The 12,510-nt window shown below is 63.8% G+C and carries 10 protein-coding genes; 3 read left to right on the plus strand and 7 right to left on the minus strand.

All coding sequences use genetic code 11. The annotated features are described in order from the left end of the window. Window positions 1–97 precede the first annotated feature (97 nt). Window positions 98–1,552: a glutamate synthase subunit beta gene (locus EB230_RS10245; RefSeq protein ID WP_056577516.1), complete on the plus strand. Its 1,455-nt coding sequence runs from the start codon at window positions 98–100 to the stop codon at window positions 1,550–1,552. Window positions 1,553–1,605: 53 nt separating this feature from the next. Here the strand turns inward: EB230_RS10245 and EB230_RS10250 are convergent, their stop codons facing one another. Both EB230_RS10250 and EB230_RS10255 read right to left on the minus strand, forming a co-directional pair. After that, window positions 1,606–2,841 carry a DUF459 domain-containing protein gene (locus EB230_RS10250; protein WP_056577513.1) on the minus strand — a complete coding sequence of 412 codons (1,236 nt, stop codon included), beginning with the start codon at window positions 2,839–2,841 and terminating at the stop codon, window positions 1,606–1,608. Window positions 2,842–2,966: 125 nt separating this feature from the next. Beyond that, window positions 2,967–4,190, minus strand: coding sequence for a lytic murein transglycosylase (locus EB230_RS10255; protein ID WP_056577929.1), 1,224 nt, complete (start codon window positions 4,188–4,190; stop codon window positions 2,967–2,969). Window positions 4,191–4,392: 202 nt separating this feature from the next. Here EB230_RS10255 and galU point away from each other — a divergent pair, with 202 nt between their 5' ends. After that, window positions 4,393–5,307: a UTP--glucose-1-phosphate uridylyltransferase GalU gene (gene galU / locus EB230_RS10260; protein ID WP_171883350.1), complete on the plus strand. Its 915-nt coding sequence runs from the start codon at window positions 4,393–4,395 to the stop codon at window positions 5,305–5,307. 81 nt (window positions 5,308–5,388) lie between these two features. Here the strand turns inward: galU and EB230_RS10265 are convergent, their stop codons facing one another. Next, window positions 5,389–7,164: an outer membrane beta-barrel protein gene (locus EB230_RS10265; protein WP_172372215.1), complete on the minus strand. Its 1,776-nt coding sequence runs from the start codon at window positions 7,162–7,164 to the stop codon at window positions 5,389–5,391. A gap of 194 nt (window positions 7,165–7,358) precedes the next feature. Between EB230_RS10265 and EB230_RS10270 the strand changes: the two genes are divergently transcribed. After that, the gene (locus EB230_RS10270) at window positions 7,359–8,360 is read left to right on the plus strand and encodes a KpsF/GutQ family sugar-phosphate isomerase (RefSeq protein WP_056577502.1); all 1,002 of its coding nucleotides are present in this window, start codon (window positions 7,359–7,361) and stop codon (window positions 8,358–8,360) included. A gap of 189 nt (window positions 8,361–8,549) precedes the next feature. On the opposite strand, the gene EB230_RS10275 is transcribed toward EB230_RS10270, so the two are convergent. The 4 genes from EB230_RS10275 to hemH form a co-directional block, all read right to left on the minus strand. Next, window positions 8,550–9,014: an NfeD family protein gene (locus tag EB230_RS10275; protein ID WP_056577499.1), complete on the minus strand. Its 465-nt coding sequence runs from the start codon at window positions 9,012–9,014 to the stop codon at window positions 8,550–8,552. 20 nt (window positions 9,015–9,034) lie between these two features. Next, window positions 9,035–9,985 carry an SPFH domain-containing protein gene (locus tag EB230_RS10280; RefSeq protein WP_056577496.1) on the minus strand — a complete coding sequence of 317 codons (951 nt, stop codon included), beginning with the start codon at window positions 9,983–9,985 and terminating at the stop codon, window positions 9,035–9,037. A 120-nt stretch (window positions 9,986–10,105) separates the two neighbouring features. Then, window positions 10,106–11,317 (minus strand): FAD-binding oxidoreductase, encoded by a 1,212-nt coding sequence (locus EB230_RS10285; protein ID WP_056577493.1) that lies wholly within the window; start codon window positions 11,315–11,317, stop codon window positions 10,106–10,108. A gap of 53 nt (window positions 11,318–11,370) precedes the next feature. Continuing rightward, window positions 11,371–12,435, minus strand: coding sequence for a ferrochelatase (gene hemH / locus EB230_RS10290; RefSeq protein WP_056577489.1), 1,065 nt, complete (start codon window positions 12,433–12,435; stop codon window positions 11,371–11,373). Window positions 12,436–12,510: the final 75 nt, after the last annotated feature.

Below are 12,510 nucleotides of genomic sequence, written 5' to 3' on the forward strand. Positions count from 1 at the left end.
TCGACAGTTTGACCTCCGGGGCAAGGTTGCCATGGCTGCCTCAAGAGGTTAACCGGTGCGGCGAGAACCGCACCATCTGGACAGCAGGAACTGGACTATGGGCAAGGTAACAGGCTTTCTCGAAATCGACCGGCAGGTGCACAAGTACCAGCCGGCCTCCGACCGCATCCGGCATTTCCGCGAGTTCACGCTGCCGATGTCGGACAAGGAAGTCGAGAAACAGGCCGCGCGCTGCATGGATTGCGGCATTCCGTTCTGCCACGGGCCGACAGGCTGCCCTATCCACAACCAGATCCCGGACTGGAACGACCTCGTCTACAACAGGGACTGGGACAACGCGATCCGCAACCTGCACTCGACCAACAATTTCCCGGAGTTCACCGGCCGCATCTGTCCCGCGCCCTGCGAGGAAGCCTGCACGCTGAACCTCGAGGACATTCCGGTCGCCATCAAGACGGTGGAACAGGCGATCGCCGACAAGGCCTATGAGACCGGTCATATCAGGCCCTATCCGCCGGAGAAGAAGACCGGCAAGCGGGTCGCCATCATCGGCTCCGGCCCGGCCGGCATGGCGGCTGCCCAGCAGCTCGGCCGTGCAGGGCACGACGTCCATGTCTATGAGCGCGAGAGTCGCCCGGGCGGGCTGATGCGCTACGGCATTCCCGACTTCAAGATCGAGAAGCACTATATCGACCGGCGCATCGAGCAGATGCAGGGCGAGGGCGTGACCTTCCATTGCGGCGTCAATGTCGGCGTCGACAAGCCCGTCGCCGAACTGCTGGCCGAACATGATGCGGTGCTCTATTGCGGCGGCTCGGAAACGCCGCGCGCGGCCAATATTCCGGGAGACGATCTCGGCGGCGTGCATGACGCCATGCCCTATCTGGTGCAGCAGAACCGCCGCGTCGGCGGCGAGCCGATCCAGTCGGTGGCGTGGCCGTCGCATCCGATCATCGCCGGCGGACAGCATGTCGTCGTCGTCGGTGGCGGCGATACCGCGTCCGACTGCGTCGGCACCGCCTTTCGCCAGGGCGCGGTGCGGGTCACCCAGCTCGACATCCGCCCGCAGCCGCCGGAGAAGGAAGACAAGCTCGCGGTCTGGCCCTACTGGGCGACCAAGATGCGCACCTCGTCCTCGCAGGCCGAGGGTGCGGAGCGCGAGTTCCAGGTGGCGACACTCGAATTCATCGGCGAGGAAGGCCAGTTGACCGGCGTCAAATGCTGCGAGGTCGACGAGAAGCGCAAGCCGATCGCCGGCACCGAATTCGTCATCCGCGCCGATCTCGCCTTCATCGCCATCGGTTTTGCCGGCCCGGCGATGGCCGGCGTGGCGAAGGAACTGGAAGGTGAGATGAAAATCACCACCGACAGCCGCCGCTCCCGGAATGTCGAGGCCAATGACCGTGACTACCGGACCAGCGTCGACCGGCTCTATGCGGCGGGCGACGTCCGCCGTGGCCAGTCGCTGGTCGTCTGGGCGATCCGCGAAGGCCGCCAGGCGGCGCGCTCGATCGACGAGGCTCTGATGGGGTCGACCGTATTGCCGCGCTGACCGTTTGGACACGTAGAAGTGAGTGTCGAAACGGTCTCGGAAGTTCCGCGTGATTAAGGGGTAATCGCCGTCGTCGTGTCGGCCGCTGCGGCCGTCGCCGGCGGCTCGGCCTTGGGCGGCCAGGAAAAATCGTCGGCGCGTCCAGGCGACGCCTCGGAAGCCTTGCCCTCGACCACCAGTCGTTCCCCGGGAAGAGCCGGATTGGCTTTTGCCGGCGGCGCGGCGCCGAGCAATTCGGTGCCGCCGTCGAGCGCGGGGTCGCTGAGCAGCATGGGTGCGGTGCGGTCGATCACGATGGGCGCCGAGGCAGGCGCCGGGGCCTCGACGGGCGCACCCGCCGGTGCCGTCGCCGGGGCCATGCTGCCGGGCGCGGCCAGGCCGAGGATCTTCATCAGCGGCTTTTCGGTGTAGAAGGCGAGCTTGCGCTTGCCGGCCTTGGAGACGTTGATGCCGTCATCGGCGCGCAGCCGCACGGGCTGCCCGTTCATGTCGGGGCCGGTGGTGATGAAGGCGCCGTTCTCGTCGACAAACCCATCCCAGACATCGACGAATTCGCCGCCGTGGCTTTCGGCGGCCTGGTGATAGATGTCGTTGAAGGCCAACATGTCGGAGGTCATCTTCGGTACCCGGAAGGCCGGCATGCCGACCCACAGGAAGGGTACCTTGGCGGTGGCGATAGCCTTGCCGAGTGCGTCGGTCCGGCGCTCATATTCCTTGGTCCAGTTCTCGGACCGGGGTTGCTCGCGCACGTCCCCCACCTTCATCTGCTGGCGATCGTTGGAGCCCAGCATGACGACCACCGCGGCCGGCTTCTCGGTCTCGATCAGCGATTTGATCTGTTCGGGCCAGTTGTAGAAGTCATCGCGAACGAAGCCAGACGAGCCATTGCTGCGCACGACGATCCTGACCCCGGGATTGTCGGCGAAGGCGGTGTCCAGGCCTTCGGCAAGGCCGGACGCCATGAAGTCGCCGACCACGAGCACGGTACGGGCGTCCGGCGTCTTTTCGACCACGGGAGTTTCAGGTTGGGCCGGAGGGCGCGGGGCCCGCGGTTTCTTGGGCTTGGGTTTTGGTTTTGCCGTTTCGATATCGAGCGGTGGCTCGACGCGCTCGCTGCGGCGCGGGAAAAGCAGATCGCGCAACGACCACCCACGGTTCTGCTGCGGCTGTTCCTGCGCCATGGCAGGCGCATGGAAGGCAGCGGCGGCGCCGACTGCCAGCAGGACGATCGCCAGAAAAAGGATCGGCGTGCGACGAACAAGGATCGCGATACGCGCGGCCGAAACCAATCACTCCTCCATCCCCTTGCGCCCTGAGCCCGCAAACCGGAGCCGGTTTTGCGGCCGGGCGCAAGTTCAAATTGCCATGGCGCCGGATGCATGCGCCAAAAATGCGCGCGGCGCCGTGGCTGGCTCTATTTTTGCCTGAGCCATTTGAGCACTTCCATGCTCGGATAGCCGTCCTGGGTCAAGCCGACCTTTGCCTGATAGGCCATGATGGCGGTTTTCGAGCCGTCACCGATCTTGCCGTCGAACTTGCCGTCGTAAAGCCCGTGCTGCGAAAGCCGCTTCTGCAACTCCTGCCTTTCCTCGAAGGAGAGCTTGGTGAAGGGCCGCTTCCAGTCCTGGACAAGGCCGTTGCCACCGGCGATCTCGTCGGCCAGAAGGCCAACGGCAAGGGCATATTTGTCGGCGTTGTTGTAGGCCTTGATGACCGAGAAGTTCCTGATCATCAGGAAAGCCGGGCCGCCACGGCCGTCCGGCACCTTCAGCGTCGCCTTGTCGGTGAGGTTCTTGAACGGCTTGCCGCTGGCCCTGACGACGCCGAGCGCCTGCCATTGCGCCAGCGTCTTCGAGCCGCCCGGCAGTTTGCCGGCCGGTATCGAGACTTCGTAGCCCCAGGTCTTGCCTGCCTGCCAGCCATTCTTCTTCAACAGATTGGCTGACGTCGCCAGCGCATCGGGGATGGAATTCCAGATGTCGCGCTTGCCATTGCCGTCCATGTCGACGGCATAATGCTGGTAGCTGGTGGGGATGAACTGGGTCTGGCCCATGGCGCCGGCCCAGGAGCCCATCAGGTGGCTTTCGTCGATGTCGCCGGTCTGCAGGATCTTCAGGGCCGCGACCAACTGGGTGCGGGCATATTTGGACCGCTTCGGGTCGCCATACCCCAAAGTCGCCAGCGAACGAATGACATTGCGCATGATGTCGTCGCGTTTGAGGATCTCACCATAGTTCGATTCCATCGACCAGATGGCGAGCAGGATGTAACGGTCGACGCCGAATCTCGCCTCGATCCTGTCCAGCCAAGGCTTCCACTTTTTCGCCATCTGCTGTCCGACGGCGACGGACTGGTCGTGGACGCGGTTGTCGAAATAATCCCAGGCGGGCGCGGTGAATTCAGGCTGGGTGCGCGCTTTCTCCAGCACCACGGGATCGGGCTCCTTGATGTCCCGGAAAGCCTGGTCGTAGACCGCGCCGGAAACGCCGCCCGCGACAGCGGTGGCGCGGAAGCCGGCGACCCATTGCCGGAAACCGGCGTCGGCGAAAGCCGGACCGGTGGGCATCAGCAGGGCGAGCGAGAGGCTGGCTGCCGTCATGACGCTGGTCAAACGTTTTGCGGCATTGCGAACGGACATGTTTTCCTCCTTCTCTGTCTCAGGAAAGACCATTCATCGCCGAACCGGGTTAGGAATTAGTTTACCATAGGCGTCGCCTGGAACGAAAAGACACCTTGATGCTTTAACCGGTGGAAGTTTTCCTCACTCGCTCCAGTAATCTTCAATTCCGGCGCGAAAATGTCGCCAGACGGGGATTGCGGAGCCGGCCAGCAAGCGGATAATTGAAAGCATGAAGAGAGTTCGCAAGGCAGTTTTCCCGGTCGCCGGTCTCGGCACGCGGTTCCTCCCGGCCACCAAGGCTGTTCCCAAGGAGATGCTGACCGTCGTTGACCGGCCGGTCATACAGTATGTGGTGGACGAGGCGCGAGAAGCGGGCATCGAGCATTTCATCTTCGTGACCGGCCGCAACAAGGCGGTCATCGAGGACCATTTCGATATCCAGTTCGAGCTCTATGACACGCTGGCCCAGCGCGGCAAGGACGAGCAGCTGGCCCGCCTGCAGCGGCTGCAACCGGCGCCGGGGCAGACCAGCTTCACCCGCCAGCAGGTGCCGATGGGGCTCGGCCACGCCGTCTGGTGCGCGCGCGAACTGGTCGGCGACGAGCCGTTCGCGCTTTTGTTGCCCGACATGATCATGCAGTCGGAAAAGAGCTGCATGAAGTCGATGGTCGAGCTCTACGAGGAAACCGGCAACAACATCATCGCCGTGCAGGAATGCGACCCGGCGGAGACCCACAAATACGGCATCGTCGGCCGTGGCGAGGATACGCATCACGGCTTCCGCATCACCGAGATGGTGGAGAAGCCGAAGACCGGCACAGCACCCTCCAACCTCTACATCAACGGCCGCTACATCCTGCAGCCCGAGATCTTCAAGATCCTGGAAGGCCAGGAAAAGGGCGCCGGCAACGAGATCCAGCTCACCGACGCGATGCTGAAGCTGGAGAAGCAGCAGGCCTTCTACGGCTACCACTATCGGGGCCGCACCTTCGACTGCGGCTCGCCGGAAGGCTTTGTCGAGGCCAATGTCGCCTTCGCGCTGTGGCGCAGCGACATGAACGAGAACATGGCCGGCGTCATCCGCACGCTGCTCGACGAGATGAAGCCGTCGGAGCGCCGCGGGGCCGCATTCTAGACCTCTGGTTTTCGTCATCCACGGGCGGAGCAGGAGCGAAGCTCCGTCGCGGAGACCCGGGATGAGGAAGATCAGGCGTCCTCAGCGCTGCACTTTGAGGCCGAGATAGACGCTGTTGGCGGTGTAGTCGCGGCCTGGCAGGTTGCTGGTCAGCTTCTCGGTTCTAACCCGGCTGGTGAGACCGGCATAGCGGTTCAGCCACCAGGTCAGCCCGGCCTCGGCGCTCAAGATCCTGTCATGGCCATCGATGCCGACATAGTCTCGCCAGTCGAGGCCCAGAGCCGCATTTGCGGTGAGGTTGGCACGGATCAGCCGTTCCCCCGTCAGACGGCCGGAATAGAGGATATCGCCGCTTTCGCCCGCGGTGGTCGTGGTTTCGACGGTGGTCTTGCCGGTCAGGCCGATCGTGGTTCCGCGCTGCGGCGACCATTTGAGGTCGGCATTGACGGTGGCGCCCGAAATCGCTTCCAGGCTCTTGTCATCGATCGCTTCCCTCAGCCAGCCGGCCGAGAATTCACCCGACAGCTTCTCACCCATGTCGAGTTGCAGGCCGGCGCGCGCGCCAAGCCGCGTCGAGGAGCGCTCGAAGCCTTCATTGTCGATGCGCTGATCGTAGACCCGGCGGCCGACCTCGATTTCGGTGAACGGAGTGAGGGCCGGAGAGATTTCGTAACCGGTGCGCAAGGTCGCCGTATAGAGCGTATTGTCCTGATCCTTCTGCGACAGCGAGGTGCCGTCCGAAAGCTCGGCGTCGCCATAGAAGTCGTGCGAGACCGCGCCGGTCAATTTGTACTGCATCTTGCCGGCGGCCTTTTCGACGCCGAGACTGCCGTCGATCGTCTGCCGGAGCGGCTGGGTACTGACGCCGGCGATGGCGTTGGGTGATGACGCCGTTTCCGGCACGGCTTCATAGCCGAGCTTAGCGATGGCGCGCAGTTCATTGTCGAGATCGACATTGAGTTGGCCTTCAATGCGGCCCTGCGCGTCGTGGACCGGGTAGCCCGACACGGTCTCGCGGAACAGGCCATAGCCGTCGATGGTGGCGGAGTTCTCGCGCCAGTCGGAAATGGCGGAAAAGCGCAACGCCGTCTCCGACAGCAGCGCCGATGTGCCGGCACTGCTCGAATCGCCGTTCGTGGTGGCGGTCAGGCCCTGTTCGATCGACGGCCGGATGACGAAGGATCCCCATTTGACGCCGGTGGCGGCGAACGGATCGTCCTCGGCCTTCTTGTTCTGGCCTTCGATGGCGGCGGTGCGCTCGGCGCCAGGATCGAGTTTCTGCCTGTCGGCGCTGTCGACAGTCAGGGCACGGCGGTTGGCGGCTTCCTGATCGGTCGCGGCGTTGTCGGCATCATCTGTCGCGGCGGTGGTTTCCACGGTCGCGGCCGTGGTGTTCTTCTTCTTTTTCGATTTGCCGGTTGTTCTGGCGTCCGTCTTGGCCTTGTCCTGATCCGCGCCAGTCTGCCCGGCGGTCGATGGACGACGCCGAGGCTTGGGTGGTGTCGGAGTGTCGGTCGAGGCGTCGTCGGTCGCCTGCGGATCGAAAATGCTGCCGGTGGCCGTGTTCGTGTCGGCATCGTCGGGGACGGCGCCGGCGCTGGCCGGCAAATAGGTGCGTGGCGGCGCATCGTCCTGCGCGGCCGGCGCCTGCTGGCCCTGAGCGGCAAGGGCGAGTTGCCTTGCCTTGCGTTGCTGGTCGGACAGGATCGCCGATTCCGAAACCTCGCCGCGCAGCTCCGTTTCCTGGGCATGAAGCAGGCCCGGACGCATCAGCGCAAAGATGCTGGTCGCCAGCAACAAGGCGCATACCGCCTTGCCCTGTCGTCCTCTTGATTTTTCTGGCTGGGCCCCGGACATCGCCACCACTGCTTGCGCGGCGCTATGCGCGCCATACTTACCGAACCGTAAATGGGGATGGTTAACGGAGGGTTGAGGCGGCGGGCCGTTCGGCCGGTCAAGCCGGGATTGCGCGGCGCGCGGGAAGTCCCGCCCGGGGCATTGGTGCCATTTCCGTTGGACAGGCGGACGGCAAAGCGCTAATCGCATCATCCATGCGTGCGAGACCCCTCGATAAGAAGCCCCTGGACAGGCAAGCGTCGATTGATTCGGCCCTGAGAACGGTGGCGACCGAGCAGGCGGGGATCGCCGCCCTTGCCGAAGCGCTCGAGAATGGACTGGCCGCGCCTTTCGCGCAGGCTGTCGACATGATCTCGAAGATCGAAGGCCGGCTGATCGTGACCGGCGTCGGCAAAAGCGGCCATATCGGCTCGAAGATCGCGGCCACGCTGGCCTCGACCGGCACACCGGCCTTCTTCGTCCATCCCGTCGAGGCCAACCATGGTGATCTCGGCATGATCGCCAGGGACGACGCCATCATCGCCATCTCATGGTCGGGCGAGAGCAAGGAGATGATGGGCATCGTCGCCTATTCCAGGCGCTTCTCCATCCCCCTCATCGCCGTCACATCCGGAGAGACATCGGCGCTGGCGCGCGCGGCCGACGTCGTGCTGCTTTTGCCGCGCACGCCGGAAGCCTGCCCGCACGGCCTGGCGCCGACGACGTCGACGCTGCTGCAACTGGTCGTCGGCGACGCGCTGGCGATCGCGCTGCTCGAGGCGCGCGGCTTCACGCCGGACCATTTCCGCACCTTCCACCCCGGCGGCCAGCTCGGCGCCAACCTGACCATGGTCTCCGAGATCATGCGGGTCGGCGACCAGATGCCGCTGGCCGTGCTCGGCACCAAGATGCCGGAAGCGGTGATGACGCTGTCGCAGAAGAAGGTCGGCTGCGTCTTGATCGTCGACACCAATGGCGAATTGGCCGGGATCATCACCGACGGCGACGTGGCGCGCAACCTGCACCGCAACCTGGCCGACGTCATCGTCGACGAGGTGATGACCCGCACCCCCAAGACGGTTGATCCGCAGACGCTTGCGGGCACCGCGATCGCGCTGCTCAACGAGCACAATATCGGCGCGCTGGTGGTGACCAAAAACAACATGCCGCTCGGCGTGGTGCATTTCCACGACCTGCTGCGCATCGGCGCTGCCTAGGCATGTCGATATTCAGGTGAGGCCGGTCTGCAAACGGCGGCCTCCTGATTCCTCGTTCTACTGCGTCATAGTAGACCTGTGCTCACATACAAAAAGTACGCTCCGCTCCGGTTCTCGGAAGCCACCGTTTTCGACTCGGCCTGACCTGAATCTCAACACACCTAGCGAGGTGGGTCTGCTGTGAAAAAATCAGACCCGCTCCACCGTGAGTTCCAGGTCGGTATCGGCTGCCCCAGTGACACGCACCTGCGTGCCGGCCGGGAGGTCGGGGCCGGAGACACGCCATAGCGTGTCGCCGAGCTTGATGCGGCCACGGCCGTCCCGGATCGGTTCGGCAAGCGTTGCCATCCTGCCGACCAGTTGGGCGCCGCGCCGGTTGAGCAGCGGCTGGTCCGTGGGGTCGTGGCGCCGGCTGACCCATCGCTTGCCGACATAGGCCGAGAGCAGCGACAGCGCCAGGAAAGCGAGGACCTGAACCTGCCAGGTCCAGATCGCCGCATCCCAGATCAGCAGCGATATTGCGGCGATGATCAGGGCAGCAATGCCGATCCAGAGCATGAAGATGCCCGGCGCGATGATTTCCATGACCAGCAGGACGAAGCCCAGAACCATCCAGGTCCAGGGTCCGAGTTCGGAGATGACGCGATCGAACATAAGAGGGACCTCCTATGGACTCAGTTTTCGTTCGGCCGCACGACGGGCGGGCGGGCCGCCTGGCGTTGGGCGCCGGTCGTGCCCTCGCTGCGGAAGACTTCCTTGGCGATCTCGCCAATGCCGCCAAGCGTGCCGATCAGCGACGAGGCTTCCAGCGGCATCAGCACGACCTTGCTGTTGGTGGCCGAACCGATCCTGGTCAGCGCCTCGGTGTATTTCTGGGCGACGAAATAGTTCAGCGCCTGCACATCGCCCTTGGAAATGGCTTCAGACACCACCTGGGTGGCGCGGGCTTCGGCCTCGGCCGAACGTTCTCGCGCCTCGGCGTCGCGGAAGGCGGCTTCCTTGCGGCCTTCGGCTTCGAGGATTTGCGACTGCTTGAGGCCCTCGGCGGCCAGGATCTGCGCGCGCTTGTTACGCTCGGCGGTCATCTGGCGGCCCATCGATTCGATGAGGTTTGCCGGCGGGTTGATGTCCTTGATCTCGACGCGTGTGATCTTGATGCCCCATGGATGCGCCGCCTCGTCGACGACACGCAGCAGGCGCTCGTTGATGGCGTCGCGGTTCGACAAGAGCTCATCGAGGTCCATCGAGCCCATGACGGTGCGGATATTGGTCATCGTCAGGTTGAGGATGGCGTTCTGCAGGCCGGCAACCTGATAGGCGGCCTGAGCCGCATTGAGGATCTGGTAGAAGGCAATGCCGTCGACACCGACGATGGCGTTGTCGCGGGTGATGATCTCCTGGCTCGGAACGTCGAGAACCTGCTCCATCATGTTCATCTTGGCGCCAATGCGGTCGACGAACGGCGTGATGATGTTGAGGCCGGGGCTCAGTGTCTTGGTATAACGCCCAAAGCGTTCGACGGTATAGTTATAGCCTTGCGGAATTGTCTTGATGCCTTTGAACAGCACCAGCACGACGAGCGCGACAAGAACAATGACCGCAATATCGAAACCACTGAAATCCATTTGGCTCTCCCTCAGAAGCGGGCCGCGAGAGCCATTCCCGCGCAGCCGACTTCACCAAAGACTTAAGTGTGTTTCAGGTGCGTTACAATCAGGTGATGAGGGATTGTTTGCGGGGCGCAATCAACGGTTGAAGGCGAACAGCTCTGCATCCGCGTCGGTCATTCCTTTGATCGAAGCGGAAACAATTTCGGAAGCGATGCGCGAGAAAGTGATGCCATTGCCGCCATAACCCATGACCGCATGGATGCGCGGATGCCTGGGGATGGCGCCGATATAGGGCAGGCCGGTGGTGGTTGTGCCGAAGGACCCGGTCCAGGCGAATTCGGGCCTGACGTCGAGTTGCGGAAATACAAGGCCAAGCTTTTCGGCGATGCGTGCGGCCTTGTCGGCGATCAGTTCATCGCGCCGCGTCTCGTCGACAAAATCCTCGTCCTCGCCGCCGCAGATGACGCGACCGTCGGCGGTCGCCCTGACGTAGAGATAGGGGTCCGACGCTTCCCAGATGAACGCCGCGCCCGGCCAGAGCTTTCGCGGTTGCGGGCGGGTTGCGATCGCCCAGGTCGAGATGATCTGGTGTGCGGCCGCCGGCACGATGTCGACCAGTTCATAGCCGGTGGCCAGAACAACGTGCCGTGCGGTGATGGTCGGGCCGTCCTTTGTGGCCACGACCACCTCGTCGGTACTGTCCTTGATCGCCGTCGCTTCGACGGGAGCGTAAAGCCGTGCCTTTCGCGCCAGCGCCCTGAGCAGCAGCCCGGCCGTCAGCTTGCGCGGGTCGAGCGCGATATTGTCATGGCTGAGGATGGCGCCATCGCGGTCGATGCCGAATGTCTCCGCCAGAGGCCGCGGTGTGAGATAGGACGCGGCAATGCCCGCCTGCCGCCGCGCTTCGGCTTCATCGCGAAGTTCCGAGGGGCCGAGCATCGTGCCGGCCAGATAGAGCGACTGGCTGCGGCGCGGGCGGCAGTCGATTGCGAGATCCTCGATACGGCCAGCCAGGTTGGAAACCGCGAGCCGCGAGCGCCGCCAGGCCTGCTCGGCGCGGGCTCTGCCGATCATCTTCGAGAGCATTGAAAGCGGCTGGTCGATTTCGAACTGGACGAGCGCGGTGGTCGCGGCGGTCGAACCCTTGAGCGGTCCACGCCGGTCGATGCAGATCACGGAGTGACCATCCGCCGTCAGCGCCTCGGCCATCATGGCGCCGCTGATGCCCATGCCGATGATCAGGACGTCGGTCTTGACGTCCCGGGTCAGCGCCGACGTCGGCACCGCAGGCGCGCGATAGGCGGACCAGACGGGCCGGCCAGTTCTGAGGTCGAGTTTGCGGGGCATCGAATTCTCCGGAAGGTGCGGCTCAACGCTCCGGAGTGGCCGTTGTTCCGGTGTCAGACCCAGCCGGACAGTTCGCGCCGCACCATCGCCTCGATCACCGCCATGCCCTCGGCGCTGTCGTTGAGGCAAGGGATATGGGCAAAATTCTTGCCGCCGGCGTGATGAAACGTCTCGGCCGCCTCGCGGCCGATCTCGTCCAGCGTCTCGATGCAGTCGACGGAAAAGCCGGGATTGACGACGGCGATCGATTTCACCCCGTCCTTGCCGAGTTTCTCCACGGTCTTGTCGGTGTAGGGCTGTAGCCATTCCTGGGCGCCGAAACGTGACTGGAAGGTGGTGATCAGTTTCTTGTCATCCCAACCCAGCCGTTCACGCAACAGACGCGTCGTCTTCTGGCAGTGGCAGTAATAGGGATCACCCTTCTCGAAATAGGGTTTCGGAATGCCGTGATAGGAGGTGATGACCACCTCCGGCTCGAAATCCAGCGTTGCGAGGTTCTGCTCGATCGAACGCGCCAGCGCCTCGATGTAGACAGGCTCGTCATAGTAAGGCGGCACACTGCGGATGGCCGGTGCGCGGCGCATCTTCATCAGGGCGCGAAACAGCTGGTCGTTGGCGGTCGCGGTGGTGGTCGCCGAATACTGGGGATAGAGCGGGAACGCGAGAATGCGGTCGCAGCCTTGCGCGACCAGCCTCTCGGCGATGCTTGCCGTGGAAGGATTGCCGTAGCGCATTGCCCAGTCGACGACGACATTGGGCAGGTCGCACAACGCCTCGGCCAGCTTTTCGCCCTGGGCGCGCGTGTAGGTGCGCAGCGGTGACTCGTTCTTCTCCTGGTTCCAGATCCGGGCGTAGTTGGCACCGGACTTCTTCGGCCGCGTGGTGAGCACGAGCCCATAGAGGATCGGATACCAGATCGCCCTGTTGAGCTCGATGACGCGTGGATCGGACAGGAATTCCCGGAGATAGCGCCACATCGGCTTGAAGTCGGTGCCGTCAGGCGTGCCGAGATTGACCAGCATGACGCCGATCTTGCCAGTCTTGACCGGTGGATGCCCGGCCGGCTGCGGGCCGAGGGCCTTCGCGGCTTTGGGATCGACAGGCGTGGATAGCGTCATAAGGGTTCTCCGGACACGGCGTGAAACTAGCGATGGCGCGCCGGTTTTCAATGCAGCGTCTGGCCGCACCTTAGC

Source organism: Mesorhizobium sp. NZP2234, assembly GCF_013170765.1.
GTDB classification, from domain to species: domain Bacteria; phylum Pseudomonadota; class Alphaproteobacteria; order Rhizobiales; family Rhizobiaceae; genus Mesorhizobium; species Mesorhizobium loti_D.

Bases quoted from the DNA above. Each gene is read 5' to 3' on its own strand.
- EB230_RS10245 (WP_056577516.1), top strand. From the start codon at position 98: ATGGGCAAGGTAACAGGCTTTCTCGAAATCGACCGGCAGGTGCACAAG.
- EB230_RS10255 (WP_056577929.1), bottom strand. From the start codon at position 4,190: ATGTCCGTTCGCAATGCCGCAAAACGTTTGACCAGCGTCATGACGGCA.
- EB230_RS10265 (WP_172372215.1), bottom strand. From the start codon at position 7,164: ATGTCCGGGGCCCAGCCAGAAAAATCAAGAGGACGACAGGGCAAGGCG.
- EB230_RS10270 (WP_056577502.1), top strand. From the start codon at position 7,359: ATGCGTGCGAGACCCCTCGATAAGAAGCCCCTGGACAGGCAAGCGTCG.
- EB230_RS10275 (WP_056577499.1), bottom strand. From the start codon at position 9,014: ATGTTCGATCGCGTCATCTCCGAACTCGGACCCTGGACCTGGATGGTT.
- EB230_RS10280 (WP_056577496.1), bottom strand. From the start codon at position 9,985: ATGGATTTCAGTGGTTTCGATATTGCGGTCATTGTTCTTGTCGCGCTC.
- EB230_RS10285 (WP_056577493.1), bottom strand. From the start codon at position 11,317: ATGCCCCGCAAACTCGACCTCAGAACTGGCCGGCCCGTCTGGTCCGCC.
- hemH (WP_056577489.1), bottom strand. From the start codon at position 12,435: ATGACGCTATCCACGCCTGTCGATCCCAAAGCCGCGAAGGCCCTCGGC.